At 37.6% G+C, this 22,128-nt stretch carries 19 protein-coding genes; 18 read left to right on the forward strand and 1 reads right to left on the reverse strand.

The features are described from left to right. The first annotated feature begins 2 nt into the window (after window positions 1–2). The 16 genes from C6Y02_RS13255 (at window position 3) to C6Y02_RS13320 (ending at window position 14,108) form a co-directional block, all read left to right on the forward strand. The gene (locus C6Y02_RS13255) at window positions 3–758 is read left to right on the forward strand and encodes a hypothetical protein (protein ID WP_223250498.1); all 756 of its coding nucleotides are present in this window, start codon (window positions 3–5) and stop codon (window positions 756–758) included. Further along, window positions 759–1,118, forward strand: a complete 360-nt coding sequence (locus tag C6Y02_RS13260) for a hypothetical protein (protein WP_106031464.1) — start codon at window positions 759–761, stop codon at window positions 1,116–1,118. Between the two features lie 12 nt (window positions 1,119–1,130). Beyond that, window positions 1,131–1,277 (forward strand): hypothetical protein, encoded by a 147-nt coding sequence (locus tag C6Y02_RS19340; protein ID WP_189318263.1) that lies wholly within the window; start codon window positions 1,131–1,133, stop codon window positions 1,275–1,277. A 27-nt stretch (window positions 1,278–1,304) separates the two neighbouring features. After that, window positions 1,305–1,460, forward strand: coding sequence for a hypothetical protein (locus C6Y02_RS19345; protein WP_175297160.1), 156 nt, complete (start codon window positions 1,305–1,307; stop codon window positions 1,458–1,460). Window positions 1,461–1,767: 307 nt separating this feature from the next. Next, complete coding sequence (locus C6Y02_RS13270; RefSeq protein WP_106031466.1) at window positions 1,768–2,766, forward strand: conjugal transfer protein; 999 nt, start codon at window positions 1,768–1,770, stop codon at window positions 2,764–2,766. 12 nt (window positions 2,767–2,778) lie between these two features. Next, the gene (locus C6Y02_RS13275) at window positions 2,779–3,033 is read left to right on the forward strand and encodes a hypothetical protein (RefSeq protein WP_106031467.1); all 255 of its coding nucleotides are present in this window, start codon (window positions 2,779–2,781) and stop codon (window positions 3,031–3,033) included. An 11-nt stretch (window positions 3,034–3,044) separates the two neighbouring features. Further along, complete coding sequence (locus tag C6Y02_RS13280) at window positions 3,045–3,551, forward strand: conjugal transfer protein (RefSeq protein ID WP_106031468.1); 507 nt, start codon at window positions 3,045–3,047, stop codon at window positions 3,549–3,551. Further along, entirely contained in the window at window positions 3,460–5,955 is a 2,496-nt protein-coding gene (locus C6Y02_RS13285; protein WP_189318265.1) for an ATP-binding protein, read from the forward strand. Before C6Y02_RS13280 ends, C6Y02_RS13285 begins: the two co-directional genes overlap by 92 nt. Window positions 5,956–7,051: 1,096 nt before the next feature. Next, window positions 7,052–9,400: a CD3337/EF1877 family mobilome membrane protein gene (locus C6Y02_RS13290; RefSeq protein ID WP_106031470.1), complete on the forward strand. Its 2,349-nt coding sequence runs from the start codon at window positions 7,052–7,054 to the stop codon at window positions 9,398–9,400. Then, window positions 9,397–10,374 carry a bifunctional lytic transglycosylase/C40 family peptidase gene (locus tag C6Y02_RS13295; protein ID WP_106031471.1) on the forward strand — a complete coding sequence of 326 codons (978 nt, stop codon included), beginning with the start codon at window positions 9,397–9,399 and terminating at the stop codon, window positions 10,372–10,374. The genes C6Y02_RS13290 and C6Y02_RS13295 overlap by 4 nt, the downstream gene beginning before the upstream one ends. Before the next feature lie 9 nt (window positions 10,375–10,383). Further along, window positions 10,384–10,884, forward strand: coding sequence for a hypothetical protein (locus C6Y02_RS13300; protein WP_106031472.1), 501 nt, complete (start codon window positions 10,384–10,386; stop codon window positions 10,882–10,884). Between the two features lie 73 nt (window positions 10,885–10,957). Further along, window positions 10,958–12,106, forward strand: coding sequence for a response regulator aspartate phosphatase (locus tag C6Y02_RS13305; RefSeq protein WP_106031473.1), 1,149 nt, complete (start codon window positions 10,958–10,960; stop codon window positions 12,104–12,106). Continuing rightward, window positions 12,069–12,191, forward strand: coding sequence for a hypothetical protein (locus tag C6Y02_RS19630; protein WP_262982274.1), 123 nt, complete (start codon window positions 12,069–12,071; stop codon window positions 12,189–12,191). Before C6Y02_RS13305 ends, C6Y02_RS19630 begins: the two co-directional genes overlap by 38 nt. Before the next feature lie 195 nt (window positions 12,192–12,386). Continuing rightward, window positions 12,387–12,809 carry a BlaI/MecI/CopY family transcriptional regulator gene (locus C6Y02_RS13310; protein WP_024425495.1) on the forward strand — a complete coding sequence of 141 codons (423 nt, stop codon included), beginning with the start codon at window positions 12,387–12,389 and terminating at the stop codon, window positions 12,807–12,809. Further along, window positions 12,802–13,641, forward strand: a complete 840-nt coding sequence (locus C6Y02_RS13315; RefSeq protein WP_106031474.1) for a M56 family metallopeptidase — start codon at window positions 12,802–12,804, stop codon at window positions 13,639–13,641. The genes C6Y02_RS13310 and C6Y02_RS13315 overlap by 8 nt, the downstream gene beginning before the upstream one ends. A gap of 56 nt (window positions 13,642–13,697) precedes the next feature. Continuing rightward, the gene (locus tag C6Y02_RS13320; RefSeq protein WP_034663477.1) at window positions 13,698–14,108 is read left to right on the forward strand and encodes a DoxX family protein; all 411 of its coding nucleotides are present in this window, start codon (window positions 13,698–13,700) and stop codon (window positions 14,106–14,108) included. Window positions 14,109–14,304: 196 nt separating this feature from the next. On the opposite strand, the gene C6Y02_RS13325 is transcribed toward C6Y02_RS13320, so the two are convergent. Then, window positions 14,305–14,751, reverse strand: coding sequence for a ferritin-like domain-containing protein (locus tag C6Y02_RS13325; RefSeq protein WP_034663474.1), 447 nt, complete (start codon window positions 14,749–14,751; stop codon window positions 14,305–14,307). A gap of 167 nt (window positions 14,752–14,918) precedes the next feature. On the opposite strand from C6Y02_RS13325, the gene addB reads away from it, so the two are divergent. Both addB and addA read left to right on the forward strand, forming a co-directional pair. Beyond that, complete coding sequence (addB, locus tag C6Y02_RS13330; RefSeq protein ID WP_106031475.1) at window positions 14,919–18,428, forward strand: helicase-exonuclease AddAB subunit AddB; 3,510 nt, start codon at window positions 14,919–14,921, stop codon at window positions 18,426–18,428. After that, window positions 18,406–22,110, forward strand: coding sequence for a helicase-exonuclease AddAB subunit AddA (gene addA, locus C6Y02_RS13335; protein WP_106031476.1), 3,705 nt, complete (start codon window positions 18,406–18,408; stop codon window positions 22,108–22,110). Before addB ends, addA begins: the two co-directional genes overlap by 23 nt. Window positions 22,111–22,128: the final 18 nt, after the last annotated feature.

Raw genomic sequence — 22,128 nt, forward strand, 5'->3', positions numbered from 1 at the left:
TCGTGAAAAATAAAAAGAAGACAAATTTAGGCGGTCAATCTATGACGGTCTTTTCTTTTTGGGAAAAAATCGCCGAAAGCGATTTGAAAAACATGATTGATTACTTAAATGAAACTAATGTGAACAGTTTTCAGAAGCAGCGTTTGTTTAAGGCTTGCTTATTTTTGCTGATGGGTATTCCCGTATTCTTTCTGAAACCCATGATTTCATTAGTATTTTTAGGGCTTGCGTTTGCTTTTTATTTCTATGAGTATCTGCGAGTTAAGTCAAAATTCAATGCAGCTCGCTTTCAAAAGGAGCTTGTTTTCTTGGAGTTTTCCAAAGAAATTTATATTTATTTGTTGGAAAACAAGACAACAATCTATTCTGCATTTGAAAAAATGAAAGAAAGGGAGCAGGAAGGCGTTTTAAAAGATGCCTTGCAGGATTTACTAATCGACTTACATGAACGTCCCGATGATGTGCAGCCGTTTATAGATTTTGCCAATAGAACGAGTGGCAGCGATAGGTCAAAGCTCTTTATGATAACGCTCTTTGAATATCATCAAAATTCAAAAGACGATTCGATCATCTATCAGCTAGGGAAAATGACTAGCGAACAATTATTCTTAGTGGTGGATGAAATTATCGAATTCAAACATGGAAAGTTTTTAAACTTTCCAATGAAAATAACAATGCCTGTAGTTGCTGTCGTGCTTGTCTTTTTCATTTCTCTTCTAGTGGATAGTCTAAAAGCTATTCAATTTGGGGGCGGTTAAATGTTAGACGGCATTCAAATGACGTTTTTAAAAATCTATATTGTTCTTCTGTCAATCTCCTTAATTGTTGATGTGACAGGATATTGTATTCGATTGAATCAGACCAATGATTTTAAGCAACAAGTTAACTATCAAATAGAGAGGAATGGGGGGTTAAATTCAAATGCTATTAAGGAAATTGAGAAGAAGAACAAAGAAGCGTATGGGGGCAGTTTTCAAGTTCACAGCGACTCTTTAAACAAGACTTTGCCATATGGTAGCGAGGTCACTTATAAAATTACCACAACGTATAACTTTCAGCTTGGTGGTCATAAAGAAGTGATCGAGGTAAAAGGAGGGGCGCTGTCTTTAATTAGGTGAGGAGGGAGGTAAATGGCCGGTAATATCATTAGGATAGGAATGCTATCCTGTTGGGCTGTGGTCTTAGGAACGTGTGTTTATATTTTTAAAAGTCATTACCCTGATTTTATGACAGGGGTTCAATTATTTGTTGAAAGCATCACAGAAGGTATGTATTAAAAAAGTTAATCAAAGGAGAATGAAAAAATGACAGGTCAAAATATTACAGAAATTGGTTGGGGAATTATTGGAGCAGGTGTAATTGTGATTATGGGAGCAGCAGTACATGCATTCTTTCCAGATTTGATTCCAGAGATTTTAAACGGAATGAAATCACAACTTCTCGGAATTTTTAAGAAGTAATTTTCTGGGGCGAGTCTTTCGGGGCTTGCTCTTATTTATTGAAAGGAAAGAGATTTCTTAAAAGAAAGGTAGGTTATTATGTCTTTTCCGAAGTGGATCGCCAGCATTGCTAGGTATTTTTTAATTGCTTTATTGTTTTTCATAATACTTATTGCATCTGGTGTTTCTCTATATAGATTGTTTACTCATGAATCTATTGTTATACGTCACTTTTCTGTTAATTCTTTGGGGTTTCCCTTGATATTACTAGCTCTTTACTGCTGCATCCGTTTGCTCAAGTGGTCATTCAATGCAAAGGAGGAGGAAAATGAAAAAGAAAAAGAATGACAGTAAGGTGGCTACCGAAAACAATCCAATGCTTTCAGCTTTTAAGAAGAAGTTGAAAGCTGTTAAAAAGCCAGAAAAGAAACCTAAATCAATTCCAAAAGATCGTTCAAAAATGATTGCTGTCGGAGTCTGGACAATGATTGGAACGCTTGTCATTTTTGTTTTCTTGTCTGTGTTGCTGTCGATCAATACTAGGTCTGTAGTAAACGACATTGAAAGGAATCAAGTGAAGAATAGCAAACAAAAAGAAGAAGTGTCTATTGTTGCTGGTGAGCGTTTTTTATCTGGATTCATTGAGCAGTACATCAATGTGAAAAATGAAAATGATGCTATTGAACAGCGACATAAAAAACTAATGACTTATCTTGCTAAAGAAAGCGATGAATTAGAACAAGAAACATTATTTGCTATATCTGGTGCGCAAGGTGATCGAGTTTTAAATAATTACACTCTTTTCAATGTGAAACAGGATAAAGAAGCGACTCTATTTCAATATGAAATCGAGTATTCAAACATTGTAAAGGTGAAAAAGAAGGAACATGAAATTAAAAAACAAGCATTGCTGAACATTCCAGTAAAAAACAAGGGAGATCAATTTGCAGTCAGCGGAACTCCCTACATTTCAGAGATATATGACCTCAAAGGTGATATTGCGAACTCGAAAGAGGATCGTGAGGAGTATGACGGAGATCAAACAGCAGCTGTAAAGGAGTTCTTGCATACTTTCTTTCGGAAATACGCCGAAGAAACAAAGAACGATATGACTTACATCATGAAAACACCAGAGACTTTAAATGGTCATCTGGTATTTGGTGATGTCGAAAACTTCAGCATTTACAAAAATGATGATGGCTTTGAAATATCTTCTGTTGTCATTTTTAAAGAAAAAGAAACGAGCATACCGGTAAAAGAACGATTTACTTTGTTCGTTACCAAAAACAGTGGTCAGTATTATGTAAATCAACTAAAACATCAATAAGGAGTGGAGAAAATGGAGTTTTTAGATTATCTGATCTTAGGAGCCAAAGCAGACTTACCAACAATAGGCGGTGTACAAAGTTGGGGGAAGCAAATTGTTGCGCAGGTTATAGCAATTATAGCTATGTACTTGATTACAAAGCATCTTGCGAAAGTAAGTATCGGTAAAATGGTGGGTGCAATAGTGTTTACAAGTGCTGGTGTATGGTGCATTCAAAACTGGTCTACTGTCACAGGTTGGGTTGGTGCACTACTTAAAACGATGTAAGAGGTGATAGTGTGTCGAGGTTTGTATTCAACTATCGCAAAGCAATGAGGGAACCAAAGAAAATTCAAAGGATAACTGAAAATTATAGTTTACCATTTGCGATAGAGTTGATCCCGATGATCAACTATTTTATTTTTGTCGCTATTAGTTTTGGCTTTTTCTTAGGTGTTAGGAAGTTTTTTCCTAGCGCCTTTGAAAATACTTATGTGATCGTGATCTTTGGCATTCCACTAGGTTTAACAATTTTAATAACCAAGATTAAACCAGAAGGAAAAAATATTTATCTGTATTTTTGGGGTTTGATAAAGTATCTTGTTCTAATCAAATTGCCAAAGAGAAAATATTGTAATGATAAAATTATGGACTTTGCAAATGATCAAGAAATAAAATTCAAGTCTCTAGTAAAGGTGGTGCGGAAAAATGGTGGTGAATTTGAAAACACCAATGAAGAGTATATTAAACAACATGATCTTGACGAAAACGGGAGACGTTTGGGCGTATTATCGGATCAAAAGTAGCTCAATCCCAAGCAGAAATCAAAGTGAGATAGAAGATTATAAAGGCAAGTGGACGTCTTTTTATGAAGAAATAACAGAGTATGAAGATTTCCATTTGATGATGTATCCGAGTCGCTTTGATCTCGAAGGGCGTTTGAATGTATTGAAAAAGGATATACATGAGGACTCTATGGAAGTTGCTTCTTATTACATGCAGGAAAAAGTGAGTGTTTTGCAGCAACGCTTGGGGAGATTGACCAGACCCGACTTTATTATAGGTATTAAATTGAACAAAACCCTTCTTAGTATGGATGCTGATATTAAAGATAACGTTGTATCTATGTTTAACACTGTCACAGACACCGTTGTAAATATGCTTGGGTGGGAACAAGATGTATCATCCCAATTTTTTGAACAATATAAAGAGATTGAGGATGATTTGGCGAGTACGGTTACATCTGTGTTTGGAGAGAGATTGAGAGAAGCCGAGCTTAAATATATCAATCGTTATCACTTTATAAGAGGGCTTTATCACGATGTTGAGGAAGAAAGCCAAAATGGAGATATTCATTCAATTACAAACACTGTTATAGACCCAACAATTCCAGGCTCTTTAAAACTCGTTAGTGATCAAGATGAAGGTCATATTTCAATGATTGTTGTTGACGAATTTCTAGACAATATGGCAAACAGTAACCTATTTTATGAGGTTCAGTCTTTGCCTTTTCCAGTGGAGGTAGAGGTAAAGGCAAAAGTAGAAAGTAAGTCTATGACAAAGACAGCATTAAATATTAAGCACCAGCAATTGAGAGAAGAACAAAATGAAAAGTATAGTGTTGGAGACGAAAGCGACCAGTCAACCATGACAAGTGCGTTTCTCGTCAAAGACCTTCAAAATAAAATCAAAAAAGAGGAAGTGTCTTTGATTAACTGGCTTGCGGTTGTGATTGTTGATGGACGAACAAAAAAAGAATGCACTGAAAAGGCTCGATTAGTCGTGAGACATCTAAAAGGGGCAGGAATTAAATGCAGAATTCCAATCGCTGATCAACTGTCTTTGTTTTATAAAATGTTGCCTGCTGAAAAGTTAGATTTGATGGACAAAAATTGGGTTCAGAAGACAACCCAAAACGGCTTAGCAGAATGTTTGCTAGGTGTTGATTCTTTTGTTGGTTCTAAGATCGGTTTTTTCCTCGGTTGGGGTGATCGCTTTGATAAGCATACAGATTTAGAAAGCGCTATACGATCAAGTCGAGACTTTGTTTTGTTTCATCCTTTTCTTGCTAATCAGCAAATAAAAGGATCTAAAACCAGATCGCCACATTGCCTAATAACAGGCGATACTGGTAACGGAAAATCATTTTTAGCGAAACTGATATACACGTATATATCCTTCATGGATATAAAATCGCTTTATATTGATCCGAAAAAAGAAATGAGAAAGTGGATTAAGAAAGTTATCAATAATCCGCAAACACGAAAAAACTTTCCTTTGTATATTGATCATTTGAAAAAGTATCATTTCATCACGCTTGATCATGAACAGGAAGAAAACTGGGGCGCATTAGACCCAATTACCTTCATGCCGCCAACTAAAGCTAAGGACTTGTTAGAAGTTATATTTGAACAGGTCTATGATTTTAAAGGGAAAGATGATGTGAGCACTGCTTTTTTGAGAGCCATTACAAAAGTTCTCGAAATGAAAGAGCAAGGTGAACAAGTAGGATCGCTGCATGTTATTTACGAAATGCAGAGACATAAAGAAGAAGTAGTGCAAAAAGCTGGAGACTATTTATATGAGGTTGTACAGGACTCTATCATGAAGCTGTTAGTTCATGATGGTTCTAATCCTTCACTATCCCTCAGTGAACGAATTACTATCTTGGAAGTTGAAAATATGGATTTACCAGACTTCGGAGAGCGTATAGAAAATTTCACGAAGTCACAATTGAAATCAAGTGCGGTCATGTTTGCACTCGGTAAATTCTGTGAATTGTTCGGTATGAATGCGGATGAAAAAACAGCCGAGTTCATAGACGAAGCATGGATATTTACAGCTTCACCACAGGGTAAAAAAGTAGAGCGTCAAATGAGACGTATTGGACGTTCTTATAACAATGCTGAATTCTTCATCTCACAATCAACAAAGGATGCTTTACATGAGGATGACACAGGAAACTTCGGTGTCGCATTTGCTTTCGATGAGCCGAACGAACGTGAAGAAGTCTTGAAATGGATGAATCTTGAACCGAGTGAGGAAAACAAAAAAATGCTTGAATCCATGTTTCAAGGTCAATGCTTATTCAAGGATATTTACGGGCGTACTGCAAAAATTTCAATTGAATGTTTGTTTGATGAGTGGATGGGAGCATTTGAAACAATTAATAAAAGTGATGTTGCGTATGCTGAAGAGATGTATTTGTAATTCTTGAGTTAATGACCTTAAACTTGTCCTAATTAAAAAATTACACATACCCATCTACATGTATATAGATATGTGTAATTATGTTATAATTCAAATATACGTCACTTAACATAAGTTAACTTAACTTAAGTTATGTTAAGTGACTTTAACTACACTACACTGTATTGCACTACACTTTTATTAAATAAAACAATTGCAAATAATACACACCTTATCTTGTCTTTCTGGACATTTTTCAACGATAAAGGGCGAAGAGAAGGCGGCAGCACAGCGGTATTAGACGAAAGATTATACATGAGATGCAACAAATAATTGCAAAATGATGTGTTTCCATTTTGAATAAAGTACAAATAACACATATCTTATCTTGTCTTTCTGGACGTTTTTCAACGATAAAGGACGAAGAGAAGACGGTAGCACAGCGGTATTAAACGAGAGATTATACACGAGATGCAACAAGTAATTGCAAAATGATGTGTTTCCATTTTGAATAAAGTACAAATAACACATATCTCACCTTGTGTTTCTGGACATTTTTCAACGATAAAGGACGAAGAGAAGGCGGCAGCACAGCGGTATTAAACGAAAGATTATACACGGGGCGCAACAAATAATTAAAAAATGATGACTTTCCAGTTTTTTTTCTTGGAGCTAAAAGATGAAGAGAAAGCATAAGCAAGGCGTTAATAAATAACAAATAACATATATATCCGATGAGGTCTTCTAATTTGAAGGCGGAGGAAAAACAAAAAATGGCCCAACAATGGACCATTCTTTGCTTGTTTACTTGATGAAAATCAAATGTGTTTGATTAATAGCAGCATATTAATGATCAGATTACTAAAGGCAATGATCAAAAATAATGCTGTGCTTATTTTCATCAAATTTTTCACCTCCTTTGGGGTGAAATGAGTTTGGGCTACTGCCATAGCCTAAACTCTTTTTAAATTATACATTAAATCACCAAGGATTTGGTGCTTTTATGCAAAAAGTAAATTTTGAACTTCAAGTTATATAAATGGACTAGTAAATAGTCATTTTTAAGCCGTTCCTTAAATGGACGGCTATTTTTATTTCAATTTATGGGAGTGATGAGATGAAAAAGCATTTAATCATTGTTTCTATAATCCTCTTAATATTAATTTCTATTATGGCTGTTGCAAGTGCGGAGGATAAAGATGGTGATAAAACAGTACAACCGAAAGTAGAGAAAGTGGGGGGAGTCGAGCTTGAAATAAGTCGATTTCCATTGGAGCATTATCAAGCCCACAACCAAGCCGAGGATGGAATGATAAAGGGAGCGATTGTTTCTTTGTCTAATGTAATGCTAGGCACAACGCAAATAATAGTTCTTGTCGTTGATAAAGCGATGGACTTATTTATGAGTGCTGAACCGATAGAAGGATTTAGTGATGCTGTGACAGATGTCTCAAAGAAAATGTACAGCGTTCTAAAGAATAGTTTCGGAGAAATAATCTTTGTATTTATGATAGGCTTCGTAGTCTATCTATTTTTAATTCGTGGAAGTTTTAAAGAAGGTATGAGACGTTTTGTTTTATTTTTTATGGTCATGATTGTGGCAGGACTGTGGGTCGGTAAAGCTGGATATTGGATAGAATCTCTTAATGCTTTGTCGATAGAAGCACAAGGGAAATTAATCACAGTTGGTAATAAGTTGACCGATTCGTTTTCGAGTAAAGGTGATTCTTCTTTGACCATGGATGACGTAAAAAAAGGTCAAGAGCTTAAAGGGACGACAGCCGTTCTTAGAAATTTTTATTTTAATGCTGCCTTGAAAAATCCTTATTTGGTGACTAACTATGGTACACCGAATGAAAAAACAATTTTGAAGAAAGGGGATGGAAAAGGTGGTCTTGATCGCATAGACACGCTACTGTCTTTCAAATTGACCAGTGAGGGTAGAAGTGCAAAGAAAGAGTTCATTAATGATAAAGAGGTAAAAGAATATAAAAACCAAAGTATTGCAGAGGGAAGTATTTATGCACAGTTAGGCTATTCATTTATAGGGATGCTTGCCGCAATTTCTCTAGGCGTTCCGTTCTTTTTGATTCCGTTTCTTAACTTCTTGATTCAAATTATCGTTCTGGCGATCGCATTCTTTCTTCCTTTTGCGTTTATTCTTTCTTATGTTCCACAATTTGCCTATAGTGGCTTTGTGTCGCTTGGGAGGATGTTCGCTTTGTTTATTATGAAAGCAATGCTAACTCTTGTTCTTGTATTTGTTTATGCTGTCTGCGTAATTGTTAATAAGACCATCCCCCCTACCAATTTAGGGATGTATTTTTTAAATGTGGCAGCATTGTCGGCTATTCTGATCTTTGCATTTTTAAAACGTGACAAGATCATCAATTTTGTTACGGCTGGTAAAGTCCAGTCTGTAGACGCAAATTTATTAGAGAATACTAGAAAGGCAGTCGTTCAGCCTTCATGGGAAGGTGCGAAAAAAGTCGGTAGTGGTATTAGCGAATGGAAAAAGAAACGTGATGCCAAAAAAGCTGCTGAAGAAAAGAAAAAGGCAGAAGAAGAGCAACAGTATTTAGCAGAAAGACGAAGTGCGCCACAAAATCAATCAACTACTGGAAATTCTAAATTTGATAGAACTTCACAAAATAATTCTTTGAAAAATGATGCGTCTGCGAAAAAAGAAATTGAAAGAGGGCGGCAGCTTGATGGTTCAAGTATAGATTCTAAAGCAGATGATTATAAGCCACCGTTGTATGTGACAGATGGAGAAGATGTGGAAAGAACAGATCAAAAGGAAACAGGTGCAAGTGCTTCTAATCAATTACCAAAAGTGGATATTGAAAGAAGCGAACAAGCAACAAAAGACCAACTTGCGGAGGAAAGTAATAATAAGACAAATGTTTCTAATCAACTACCAAAGGTTGATATAGAACGAGGTGAACAAGCAACAAAAGATCAGTTGGCAGAAGAAAGTAATAACATGTCAAACGTTTCAAATCCTATGTCGAAAGTGGATGTAGAAAGAAGCGATCAAGCAGCCAAAGATCAACTAGCAGAAGAAGGGAACAATAATTCAAGCGCATCAAGCAAAATACCAATGGTGGATGCTGAAAGAAGTGATCAAATTAAAGAACATATTGCCGAAGAAGAAAAGACCAATAGTCCAAAGGCTTCAACATCAGTTCCTAAGGTTGATGTTGAAAGAAGCGATCAAGGTTTTAATGAAAAAACGTTAACAAACGTAAGTAATCAAAAGCCTTTGAATGCTGTTCCTAACGTAGCAAGAAATGAACAAATAAAAGTAAGTTCATCTGTTCCAAAAACTGAAAATGAAACAGTTAAGACGTCAGATACACAACCAAAAACTAAAAGAGTTATTCAGCAACCGAAACACGTAAAAATTGAGTTAGACCAAATAGAGAGCCGTCAAAGCAAAAGTGATCGAGGTAATCGAACATGAAAAAGCTATTGACGGCTTTTTTTACTTCTCTTCCAATTATCTTTTTTGGAGGAATGTTGATTGTGGTTGTGTTGATTTTTGGTGGAAGTAATCAAAAAGAAGAAATTGGGGGTGGAGATGAAGAGTTTGTAACAAATGGTATTGCTCCAGAAATTGAAAGGCTGCGTCACGTATTTGAGAAGTATGCCCGTAAAGAAGGTGTTTACGATCAATTGAATATCATCATGGCTCTTACTATGCAGGAGAGTGGTGGGCGTTACCTCGACATCATGCAATCAAGCGAATCAATAGGTTTGCCGCCTAACTCTATAACAAGTCCAGAGTATTCCATTCAAGTAGGAGTAAAGCATTTTGCGGCTGTCTTTAAAAAAGCAGGTGGAGACGTGCGCCTTACATTACAGTCTTACAATTATGGTGGTGGATTTATTGACTTCGTAAAAAAACGTGGGGGAAAGTATACAAAAGCCCTTGCGTTAGAATTTAGCAGATTCCAAGCTCTTAAATTGGGTTGGCGTAGTTACGGTGATCCAAACTATGTAGATCATGTTATGCGCTATTTGAAGGGCGGTGGCACTGTAAAGCCTGTCAACGGAGCTATGGAGGGATATGAAACTGTAATGAATGAAGCTCTTAAATATGAAGGGAATCCATATCAATGGGCTGGTTCAACTCCAAAAACGGGTTTTGATTGTTCGGGTCTTGTGCAATGGGCTTACAGAAAAGCGGGTATTTCATTGCCCAGAACTGCACAAGAACAATACGGTATCACAAAAAAGATTGCTGAAAGTCAGGCAGTACCAGGAGACTTAGTCTTCTTCACAGGTACGTATCAAGGTAAATTTATCACACACGTGGGAATTTATGTAGGGGATGGAAGAATGTATAATAGTAATGACAGTGGCGTCCAATACTCTACTCTTAAAAAGGGATATTGGCGTGAACACTTGGTGTCGTTTGGAAGAATAAAAAATTAGGGGGATTTTATGAAAAAAGTATTTTGGGTATTGGGTGGTGTGATTTTGATTTTAGGGATTACGAGTTATTACATGACATACAGCAAGTTAAGTGCTGAAAAAAATCAAGCTCTAAAAGAAAAACAAAGGATCGAGAATAAAATGAATCATATGACGAATTCAGAAGCTGCTGACATGAATCAAAAGTTTTTTGAAGCGTTCTTTCAATATGAAGATGCTGATGATCGAGAAGGTGCGGTTAGAAAGCTAGCAACCGATAAGGCTATGAGTTATGCGTTTCCTTCAAAGAGTCCTGAAAAACATAGTGTAACAATGCAGGGAGATTTGTTATCTCTCGAAAGCTATTCAAAGAAGGTAGATGAAGACAGGGAGCTTTATTTGAATGAAGCAAAAATTGCGCTTACTGTGAATGCTGTGACAACTAAACAAGAATTGATTATTCAAACAGAATTGAAAAAAGAAAAAGGTGGATGGGTTGTTGATAACGTTCAAGTGAAAGGAAGTAATTGATTAATAGTGTAAAAAAATAGATATATTTGTTATTATTTACGAAAGTAAGAATAATCAAGGAGGTGTAAGGGTTATGCGTGATTTGATACCATATGATCTAGTGACTACCAAGTTGAACGATTGGTATAGAGCCATCAAAATAGAAAACGTTGATTTGGCGAGAGAAATTAAGCAGCAAGTGAAGTTTGAACTAGATAGTATGGAGGAAAATCAAGATGCCCGTTTGTATTTTTCTTTATTGGAATTTAGACACGATTTGTTAGAAAGTCATCTTAATGCAAAAAATCCTCAAGATTTAGACAAAACATATCTGACATTGAAAAAAGTTGAGAGGCAAGAAAATTTGACAGGTATGTTAGAGTATTACTATTATTTTTTTATGGGTATGTATGAGTTTCGGAGGAAGGAACTAACGACCGCAATATCTGCTTATAGAAAAGCTGAAATGATGATTTCTGAAATTAATGATGAAATTGAGCAAGCTGAGTTTTATTTTAAAGTTTCTTATGTTTATTATTATATGAAACAAACTTACTTTTCTTTAAATTACGCTGAAAGAGCTTTAAAAATTTACGAAAAGTATGATGATTATTTAGTGCAAGCTCTTAGATGTCGGTTTGTAATAGGTGGCAATTTAATAGACGAATCGAAGTTTAAGAAAGCTCTTCATATGTTTCTAGAAATATTAGATATTGCTGAAAAAAATAAACTGGCTCATATTAAAGGGATGGCACATATTAATGCTGCTATTTGTTATGAGGAATTGAAGCAGTATGGTGATGTATGTGAACACCTTGATCTAGCTCTAAATTACTTAGAGAACCATAATAACAGTTTCGTGACAAAGGCTTTATTTAATCAAACTCATGTTTATTTAAAAAGAGGTATGTTTTTAGAAGCAAAGTATTATTATATTAAAGGGTTAAGATATGTAGAAGAATTTAATGATGAAGAATACAAGTTGAAATTTAAGATTTTAACCGGTTTATATTATGAAGATGATCACTCATTAATTTTGGAAGCTTTCGATTCCCTTTTAGAGAAAAACATGTATGCTGATGTTGAAAACTTGGCTTTGGAAGTGGCTGAATATTTTAGTTCAAATGAGAACTTCAAACTCGCAAATGATTACTTTAGAATGAGTATTGATGTTAGAAGAAAAATTAGAGAGGAGGAGCTTATTGATGAAAAAAATTCTGGTTACATCTATAATGTTGATTAGTCTAGTTGCATTTTCACAAATTGTTGAAAATAATATTGATAAAACTGAAAATGTATATCAAGTTGCTGATAGAGTGGCAGCATAATTTAATGGGGAGTTCATTTGTTCTTTTTAAAGAATTATCCAGATGAACTCCTTTAATTTTCAAGAAGTATGCAATGTTATTGGAGTAAAATGGAGTATCAAAAAAACTGTATTATAAAGAAAACCCTAGGAATCAAGGGATTATAGTTGAAAATTTTGCTTATTTACACTACAATGCTTAGTGTGGGGTGATAACATGAAAATTCCTTCTTTTAAATATAATGAAAAGGGATTGAATCGTTTTTTTGGTCCTTTAGAGGGAAGAATTATGGAGATCCTTTATCAAGGTGAGGATATGCCGATTAAAGAGGTGCAGCAGAAGCTGTCAGATGAAAAGCCGATTAATTTCAACACGGTGATGACTGTGCTGAACCGCTTAACCGAAAAAGGAATTGTGGAGAAAAAAACAAAAGGGCGCTCATCTATTTATAATCCCATTTTAACAAAAGAAGAATTTCTAAATGAGCAAACAAAATGGATTACGCAAGGATTGATGGACGATTTCGGTCCATTGGCAGTGAATCATATGGTGGATGCGATTGAAAGTGCTGATCCTGAATTACTCAAAGTTCTAGAAGCAAGGCTAGCATCTAAAAAAGAGGAGCAGCAAAATGAATAAAATGAAGTCGAGTCTGCTGTTTTTAGGCGGTATATTGATTGGTTTAGCCATTTTTTATCAGATGGGGTATTACGTGCTTTCAAGCTTTTTTGGCTGGAACCAAGCATATAACCTGATCCATGTATGCCAGTCCGTGCTCGAATTTTATGGATTCACTCCTTTAAAGTATTTTCTAGATGCCTTAGTCCTCTACACATTGGGATTTGCAATTTTCTATATGGCAAAGCAAATCAGCAAGTACATTCAATTCAAACGACATATGATGTTGGCATTCGAACAACAGTCAACCGAATTTCTGTCAGAGAAATATCAAAACGATATCATTGTGTTTCACTGTCAAGAACCGCTTGCCTTTGCAATGGGGATGCTTCACCCAAAGGTTTATTTATCAACAGCCCTCATGGACATGCTGGATAAAGAGGAGATTGACGCTGTTATTCATCATGAATTGCATCACAAATACAGCTATGATCCCTTAAAAGCTTTCATGTTCTCAATGCTCACAAAAGTCATTTGGTACATTCCAGTGTTAAAGCATATGAGACAAAGCTACTCTGTTTTTCGCGAAGTGATTGCAGATGACTATGCCATTCAGCAGACAGGTACTGAGCTTGGAGTAGGGCAGGCCCTTTTGAAACTGATTAAAAAGAAAACCCAGTTTCAAAAACAAACAAAGTTTGCGGTGTCCTTTGGAGATCGGGCATTGAATTTAAGAATACAAAAAATCTTAAATCCAACTTACAATATTCCTTTTAATGTACCAATTATTCCAATTGTCACATCAGCCATTCTGATGGTGGTCTTAATGATTATGCTCAACTTAAATTACTAATTTTTTTACTTATTAACATTACATTATGTAGTGTAAAAACAGGAGGAATTCACTATATGAAAACGAATCAAGAAATAGGAACACTTTTTGTACGCGTTATTTTAGGTATTATTTTCTTTTTACATGGACTTCAGGCATATCAAGGAGGACTGGGAGGAACAGCAGCATTCTTTGGGCAAATCGGTTTACCCGAATTTATGGCCTATATTGTCAAGACAATTGAGCTAGTCGGGGGTATCGCCTTGATTTTAGGTCTAGGAACACGTATTTTCGCAGCATTATTTGTACCAATTATGGCTGTAGCGATTATTACTGTTGGTTTTTCTAAAGGATTTGTTGGCGGTTATGAATTTGAACTTTCTCTGCTCGTCATGGCGCTTTATTTAACACTTAGCGGCAGTAAGCTGCTGTCAATTGATGGGGTTCTCAAGCATCAGCAGCAAAGCAATGAAGCAAAATTTCATTAAAAGATCATGAAAAAACTCCTTCTGCATTTGTGGCAGAGGAGTTTTTTTAATGGTCAAATTCTCATTTTCTCGTTTGAAAATGAGGAAGGGATGTGAGACTTTGCTACATTTAGCGCTAACTTTGACATATTGAAGGAACAAAAAATCGATTTCATTTTTTGACGGAACATACGATCTCCTATTAAAATAGGACTATCTAAGACACATGGTGCGTTAAAAGGTATAAAAACCATACAGCATGCTGCTGTTCATCTTGAGCGATACGTTTCATTAGCTCTTTTGTTCCTTGGTCACGGACATAGTCTGATACGCTTAAGTAAAAATCGACCGTTTTTTGTTCATCTTTAAAGGCAAACATAAGTCCTTCTCTGAATTGTTCTGGACAAGGTTCTGTTACGCTTGGTTTGTGGTTTCTACCTGTTAAAGAATAATATAGCTTTGAAAATAGTTGATAGTGTCTGACTTCATCCTGACGTATTTCTTGAATGACCTTTTTCGCCTCAGGGTTTTTTGCTTTTTGGGCAAGTTTTTCGTAGCATTGGATCGCAGAATATTCACCATTGATCGCCTTCTCAAGGTCTGAAATGATCCTTGTGTTTTGGCGCATGTCATATGGCGAGTAGTCATAGTAATCGTAATACATGATATTGCCAGCCTCCTTTTTGTTCATGATGGTTTATGATATGAAAAGAGTGAGGAAAGGTGCCTATGTTATTTCAATCAGATAGGAGAACGGGAACGTGATAGGAAAATAGCTATTTCCCTTTATTTTCGCTAGAATATGAGTACATAAGAAAGGTGTTGTGGAACGTGGAGATTCAGTTTTTAGCAGGCAGATCGGGGAGTGGAAAAACGACTGCAATCTTAAAGGAAATCAAAGAACAGCTTCGGCTTGATCCGTTGGGTCCGCCAATCATTTTTTTAGTCCCGGATCAAATGACATTTTTAATGGAATATGAGCTTGCAAAAACGTCTGAAGCTGGCGGAATGATCAGGGCCAAAGTATTTAGTTTCACACGTCTTGCTTGGTCTATTTTACAGCAGACTGGCGGAGCGAACCGGCAATTTGTGACAAGCACAGGAATTCAAATGCTTTTAAGAAAAGTGATTGAAGAGCAGAAAGAAAAGTTTAAAGTGTTCAAAAAAGCGAGTGATAAGCCGGGATTTGTGGAGCAAATTGAAAAGACGATGGCTGAATTCAAAAGGTATTGTATGTTGCCGGAGGATATTGAAAAAATTTCAATGTCGAGCATGTATTCAGAGTATACAGAAGAAAGACGGGCAGCCGAAAAATTGCATGATCTGCATGTTCTTTATCAGCAGATGGAGCAGCATTTACAAGATGAATATGTGCACTCAGAAGACTATTTGACACTTCTCACGCAGCAAATTCCTTCATCTGAAGAAATAAAAGGAGCACACATTTATATAGATGGTTTTTATCAATTTACACCGCAGCAACTTCTTGTCATTGAACAGCTCCTGCTGCATGCAGCAAAAATAACTGCTGCTTTCACAGTGGATCGCTCCTATCATGATAGGCAGCCAAATGAACTTGATTTATTTCGTATGACAGGGAAAACGTATTTCCAGCTCTATCAGCTTGCTAGAGAGTGCGGAGCTGACATTTCTGAAAACGTTTTGGAAAGAAATAAACGGCACATTTATACACCAGATCTTGCTTATTTAGAACACCAATATGAGCAGAGACCAGTGCAGCCATATCAGGAAAACACCCCTCATCTCACAGTGTCTAAAAGTGCAAATAAACGAGCTGAAATTGAGGGTGTAGCCAGAGATATACTTGATTTAGTGAGAGAAAAAGGACTTAGATTGAGAGATATCTCGATTGTTGCACGACATGTAGACGACTATAAAGATACATTAAAAGAGGTTTTTCGAGATTGCGATATTCCTTTTTTTATTGATGGAAATGAATCGATGCAGTATCATCCGCTCATTGAATTGATTCGTTCGAGCTTGGATGTCATAAAGGGAAACTGGCGGTATGAAGCGGTATTTCGCTGCGTGAAAACAGAGTTCTTATTTCCGCTTGAACTCGCTAAGAACAAAGCGAGAGAGCAGGCAGATCAGCTCGAAAACTATTGTATTGCTTATGGTGTAAAAGGAGAACGCTGGACAAACGGTTCCCGGTTTCATTACAGGCGCTTCCAATCATTAGATGAGGATTTTGGACAAACAGATCAAGAAATTGAAATGGAACAAATGCTAAATGACGTCAAAGAATGGATCGTGCCCCCGCTTTACCAGTTGCAGAAAAGGCTCAAAAAAGCGCAAAAGGTAAGAGACATGGTAGAGGCTGTCTATGTCTTTTTAGAAGAGATACAAGTACCAGATAAGCTTGAAAAAGCGAGGCTTGAGGCTGAAGAAGCAGGTAGATTAGCTGAAGCAATGCAGCACGGACAAGTATGGGATGCGGTTATTCAATTAATGGATGAATTTGTTGAAATGCTAGGTGAAGAAGAGCTCTCATTTCCTTTATTCCAACAAATGATGGATACAGGATTAGCTTCTCTAAAATTCGCTTTGATTCCGCCTTCACTCGACCAAGTATTTATTGGAAGTATGGATTTATCGAGAATGTATCAAGTGAAGTGTACGTTTATCGTTGGTGTAAATGATGGCGTTATTCCCGCACGCCCCTCTGATGAGAGTGTATTGTCTGAGGATGACCGTGAATGGTTAAAACGAGCAGGAGCAGAGCTGGCAGAGACAGGAAAGGAACGGCTGCTAGATGAGCAATTTTTAATTTACCAAGCGTTATCGAGTCCATCACGTCATTTGTATCTATCCTATTCGGCTGCTGATGCAGAAGGACGTTCTCTTTTGCCTTCGACACTTATCAAGTATTGCCAAGAGCTTATGCCAAATCACCAGCAGGCTCTTTATGTGTTAGATCCAGAACAACTGGATGACGAGGAGCAATTAAAATTTGTAGCGAATGAGCATGTTTCGTTATCGTATACCGTTTCACAGTTGCAGCAATGGCTCAATCAATATCCCATTAGTGGTGTATGGTGGAGTGTCTATAACTACTTAATGACATCTCCTCATCGGGATGTATCAAAAAACATCATGTCAAGTTTGTTTTTTACAAATCGAGCGAAGCCATTAAAGCCTAATGTCACAAAAGAGCTTTATGGTGATCATATTCAGGGCAGTGTTTCAAGAATGGAGAAATTCAATGCGTGTGCATTTTCTCACTTTGCTTCCCATGGGTTAAAACTAAAGGATCGACAATTTTACAAATTGGAAGCACCTGATATCGGCCAGTTGTTCCACTCGGCTTTAAAACATATTTCAGATACGCTTGTTGAACAAAAAAAGGATTGGAAAAACCTAACGAAGGAAGATTGTGTCACTTATTCAAAACATGCGATTGAACAGCTTGCTCCGCGTCTTCAAAAGGAAATTCTATTAAGCTCTAATCGGCATGCTTATATTAAAGAAAAGCTCCAGAAAATCTTGATTCGAGTCTCTTCTATATTAAGTGAACATGCCAAAGTGAGTGGATTTTCTCCAGTAGGGCTAGAGTTAGGTTTTGGGGGGCAAGGGCCATTGCCGCCGTTTACTTTTCAATTAAAGAATGGCTGCACGATGGAGCTTGTCGGAAGAATTGACCGGGTAGATAAAGCAGAAGGTTCAAAAGGGCTGCTCTTGAGAATAGTCGACTACAAATCCAGTGAGAAAGGTCTTGACTTAGCAGAAGTATACTATGGGCTGGCCTTGCAAATGCTCACTTACTTAGACCTGACCATTACGTATTCGAAAGAGTGGCTCGGGGTTGAAGCGACGCCTGCTGGCATTTTATATTTCCATATCCATGATCCGCTCATTCAAGCACCTATTCCGCTTGCGGAGGATGACATTGAGCAGGAAATATTCAAGAAATTTAAAATGAAGGGTTTATTGCTTGAAGATGTAGAAGCAGTAAAACTCATGGATCAAACGCTTGATTCAGGTAGATCACAAGTCATTCAAGCCGGCTTGAAAAAGGATGGGTCTTTCCGTTCTGACTCTGCAGTTTTAAGTGAAGATCATTTCCATATACTCACACAACACGTTCGGCGCACATTTGAAGAAGCAGGCGAAAGAATTACAAATGGAGAGGTCGCAATTAATCCATATAAATTGAAGGATCAAACACCTTGCCGCTTTTGTTCATTCAAGTCTATTTGCCAATTCGATGAATCAATAGAGGATAATGATTTTAGGGTGCTCACCTCTGAGAAAGATGATGTTGTGATAGACCGGATCAAAAAAGAAGGGGATCAGTATGCAAATACCAAAACCGAATAACAGTACGTGGACGGATGACCAATGGGAAGCCATCGTTTCAGAAGGACAAGATATCTTGGTTGCGGCGGCGGCAGGGTCAGGAAAAACAGCTGTTTTGGTTGAACGGCTGATTCGAAAAATGACCCGGCCTGAACATCCAGTTGATGTGGACCGTCTGCTCGTTGTGACTTTCACAAATGCATCTGCGGCAGAGATGAAGCATCGGATTACAGAAGCACTTGAAAAAGAATTAGCCAAAAACCCTGGGTCCCTTCATATGAGAAGGCAGCTGTCCCTCATGAATCGTGCCAATATTTCTACCTTGCACTCCTTTTGCTTGCAGGTTTTGCGCACCTTTTACTATGAAATTGATCTTGACCCAGGCTTTCGTTTGGCAGATCAAACAGAAGGAGAATTATTAGGAGATGAAGTGTTAGATGAACTGTTCGAGGATGAATATAAGGCTGGAAAGCCATCATTCTTTGAACTGGTTGATCGTTACACTTCTGACCGCCATGACTTAGATTTGCAATGGCTTGTGAAGAGAATTTATGAGTTTTCTAGGTCTCATCCTTTACCTGAGCAATGGATGAGGGCATTCCTTTCACTTTATGATGTAGATGCACAAACAAAAGTAGAAGAATTACCGTTTTATCCATATATCAAAGAAGATCTTTCTCTCGTTCTCCGGAGCTGCCAGGAGCTGCTTGAACGAGCTCTTTCGCTATCAAAAGAGCCGGATGGCCCAGCACCGAGAGCAGCGAATTTTATAGATGATTTAGAGCAAGTCAATGAATTAATCCGTCATCAAGATGATTTTGAGAAGCTTTATGAGCTTTTGCCGAACGTCAATTTTAAAAGGCTCAAAACGTGCAAAGGTGACGAATATGACCCTGCTTTATTAGAAAAAGCCACTGATGCACGTAATCAAGCAAAAAAACAATTAGAAAAACTAAAAGATGAATACTTCATGCGCAGTCCTGCCCAGCATTTAAAAAGCTTAGCTGAAATGAAGCCAGTTGTGGAGACGCTTGTAGAGCTTGTGATCCAATTTGGTGAGCGTTTCGAGAGAGCGAAGCAGGAAAAGTCAATTGTCGACTTTTCGGATTTAGAGCACTATTGCTTACGCATTTTAGCGGAGCAGGATGCAGAAGGACATTTGATCGAAACAGAAGCTGCCAAGTACTATCAACAGCAGTTTGAAGAAGTGCTCGTTGATGAATACCAGGATACAAACCTCGTACAAGAAACGATTTTAAAGCTTGTGTCTAAAGGGGAACATTCTGCAGAGGGCAATCTGTTTATGGTTGGTGATGTAAAGCAGTCCATTTATCGTTTTAGACTGGCTGAGCCCATGCTCTTTTTAAACAAATATAAACACTTTCAACCAGACGGCAAAGAAACAGGGAAGAGAATTGATTTAAATAAAAACTTCCGAAGCCGTTCAGATGTTTTAGATAGTACGAACTTTTTGTTCAAGCAGCTGATGGGGGAAACAGTTGGAGAAATTGAATATGATGAACAAGCTGAATTAAAGCTTGGAGCGAGTTATCCAGAAAGCAAAGATACAACGACAGAAATGCTCCTTGTCCACTTAGATCAGCAGGAAGCAGAAACCGGCGAAGAGCGAGAAGAACTTGAGACCGTCCAATTTGAAGCGAGAATCATTGCTAAAAAAATAAGAGAATTGGTGGAGCAGCCATTTCAAGTGTACGATGCAAAACAGCAAATGACCCGTAACTTGCAGTATCGTGACATTGTCATTTTGCTTCGGTCTATGCCGTGGGCCCCGCAAATGATGGAAGAATTAAAGAAGCAGGGAATCCCAGTATATGCGAATCTTTCCTCTGGTTATTTTGAAGCAACAGAGGTGTCTGTCATTCTTTCTTTGTTAAAAGTCATCGATAATCCGTATCAGGATATTCCGCTTGCAGCTGTTTTAAGATCACCTATTGTTCATTTAGATGAAAATGAAATGGCACTTATTCGAACGAGTGATAAAAAAGGCACTTATTATGATGCTGTAAAGGCATTCATGAGTGTGACGCATTCTGATCACCCTACATGCAAAAAATTAGAGCGATTTTTCCAATTGCTGCGTAAGTGGCGTGATTTCTCCATCAATCATTCGGTGGCAGAATTAATTTGGGAAGTATACCGAGATACGCAGTATCTTGATTATGTTGGCGGGATGCCTGGAGGTAAGCAGCGGCAGGCGAATCTTCGTGCCCTTTATGATCGAGCCAAGCAATATGAAAAAGCTGCCTTTAGAGGGCTATTTCGATTCCTTCGTTTTATTGAAAGAATGCAGGAGCGTGGAGATGATCTTGGTGCGGCAAAAACGTTCAGTGAAACAGAGGACGTTGTGCGCATGATGACGATCCACAGCAGTAAAGGATTAGAATTTCCAGTCGTCTTTACTGCAGGACTCGGCAGGAACTTTAATATGATGGACTTAAACCAGTCCTACTTACTTGATAAAGAGCTAGGCTTTGGAAGCAAGTATATCCATCCAGAGCTGAGAATTAGTTATGCGACATTACCGCTTGTGGCGATGAAAAAAAAGATGAGAAAAGAGTTATTATCTGAAGAGCTGAGGGTCTTATATGTGGCGCTCACAAGGGCTAAGGAAAAATTATTTCTGGTCGGCTCTGTCAAAAATCAGGTGAAAGCATTAAGCAAATGGCAAAATGCCGCGACTGGAGAAGAGTGGCTGCTCCCTGATTTTGAACGTTATCAATCGAAAACATACTTAGATTTTATTGGCCCTGCCCTTATCCGTCATCAAGCGATGTCATCTGTTTTAGAAGAAACAGGCGATGTTGTTCTTTCGCATCCGTCTACATTCACTATCTCGTTTACGCAAGCTTCTGATCTTCTAAAGGAAGATATGTCACTTGAAAAGAAGCAGCAAGACGAGGTAGTACAAGCATTGATGGATGGTCTGCCTGTTGAAGGATATGGTGATGCTGATGAGAAGGTGGCAGAGAGACTTTCATGGAAATATCCATATCTAGCGGCCTCGCAAGTCGGCACAAAGCAGTCTGTTTCCGAGATAAAAAGGATGAAAGAAATACAGGATGAGTACAGTGTTCCTTCTTCTATTCGAAAAGCTCGTGCAACATTGTATGACCGGCCGGCTTTCATGAAGAAAAAAACACTCACTGCCGCAGAACAAGGCACCGCAATGCATACAGTCATGCAGCATATCACGCTTCCTTCTGAGGAGCCCTATGATGAATCACGTATAAGGCACCTGCTCGAATCCTTACAGCAGCGAGACTTGCTAACAGATGAGCAAGTCCAGTCAATTGATCAAGAAGGAATTGCTGCTTTCTTCTCTACTTCAATTGGTCAAAAACTGCTGAAAGCGGACTGGGTAAAACGAGAGGTATCATTTAGTATGGTGTTACCTGTTAAAGAGGTATACAGTCATATTGATACTGAGGGAGAGCCTGTTCTGATTCAAGGAATGATTGACTGTTTATTTGAAACAGATGGAAAGCTATATTTACTAGATTATAAAACGGATAGAGTGCAAGGCAGATATACAGGTGGACTTGACGCTGCTGAACCTATCTTGAAAAAGCGCTATGAAACCCAAATAGCGTTATATGCAAAAGCAGTAGAGCGTTTGACAAACAGAACATTAGAGGAGAAAATTCTCTATTTCTTCGATGGGAATTTAGAAATCTCTTTATAAATGTATCGGAATGAGAGG

It is taken from the genome of Bacillus sp. NMCC4 (genome assembly GCF_002998555.1).
Taxonomy (GTDB): domain Bacteria; phylum Bacillota; class Bacilli; order Bacillales; family Bacillaceae; genus Bacillus.

What these genes read in the sequence shown, in the direction of transcription:
- C6Y02_RS13270 (WP_106031466.1), top strand. Translation starts at nt 1,768, where the DNA reads ATGAAAAAGAAAAAGAATGACAGTAAGGTGGCTACCGAAAACAATCCA.
- C6Y02_RS19340 (WP_189318263.1), top strand. Translation starts at nt 1,131, where the DNA reads ATGGCCGGTAATATCATTAGGATAGGAATGCTATCCTGTTGGGCTGTG.
- C6Y02_RS13320 (WP_034663477.1), top strand. Translation starts at nt 13,698, where the DNA reads ATGAAAACGAATCAAGAAATAGGAACACTTTTTGTACGCGTTATTTTA.
- C6Y02_RS13290 (WP_106031470.1), top strand. Translation starts at nt 7,052, where the DNA reads ATGAAAAAGCATTTAATCATTGTTTCTATAATCCTCTTAATATTAATT.
- addA (WP_106031476.1), top strand. Translation starts at nt 18,406, where the DNA reads ATGCAAATACCAAAACCGAATAACAGTACGTGGACGGATGACCAATGG.
- C6Y02_RS13295 (WP_106031471.1), top strand. Translation starts at nt 9,397, where the DNA reads ATGAAAAAGCTATTGACGGCTTTTTTTACTTCTCTTCCAATTATCTTT.
- C6Y02_RS19630 (WP_262982274.1), top strand. Translation starts at nt 12,069, where the DNA reads ATGAAAAAAATTCTGGTTACATCTATAATGTTGATTAGTCTAGTTGCA.
- C6Y02_RS13310 (WP_024425495.1), top strand. Translation starts at nt 12,387, where the DNA reads ATGAAAATTCCTTCTTTTAAATATAATGAAAAGGGATTGAATCGTTTT.
- C6Y02_RS13260 (WP_106031464.1), top strand. Translation starts at nt 759, where the DNA reads ATGTTAGACGGCATTCAAATGACGTTTTTAAAAATCTATATTGTTCTT.
- C6Y02_RS13275 (WP_106031467.1), top strand. Translation starts at nt 2,779, where the DNA reads ATGGAGTTTTTAGATTATCTGATCTTAGGAGCCAAAGCAGACTTACCA.
- C6Y02_RS13325 (WP_034663474.1), bottom strand. Translation starts at nt 14,751, where the DNA reads ATGTATTACGATTACTATGACTACTCGCCATATGACATGCGCCAAAAC.
- C6Y02_RS13315 (WP_106031474.1), top strand. Translation starts at nt 12,802, where the DNA reads ATGAATAAAATGAAGTCGAGTCTGCTGTTTTTAGGCGGTATATTGATT.
- C6Y02_RS13300 (WP_106031472.1), top strand. Translation starts at nt 10,384, where the DNA reads ATGAAAAAAGTATTTTGGGTATTGGGTGGTGTGATTTTGATTTTAGGG.
- C6Y02_RS13305 (WP_106031473.1), top strand. Translation starts at nt 10,958, where the DNA reads ATGCGTGATTTGATACCATATGATCTAGTGACTACCAAGTTGAACGAT.
- C6Y02_RS19345 (WP_175297160.1), top strand. Translation starts at nt 1,305, where the DNA reads ATGACAGGTCAAAATATTACAGAAATTGGTTGGGGAATTATTGGAGCA.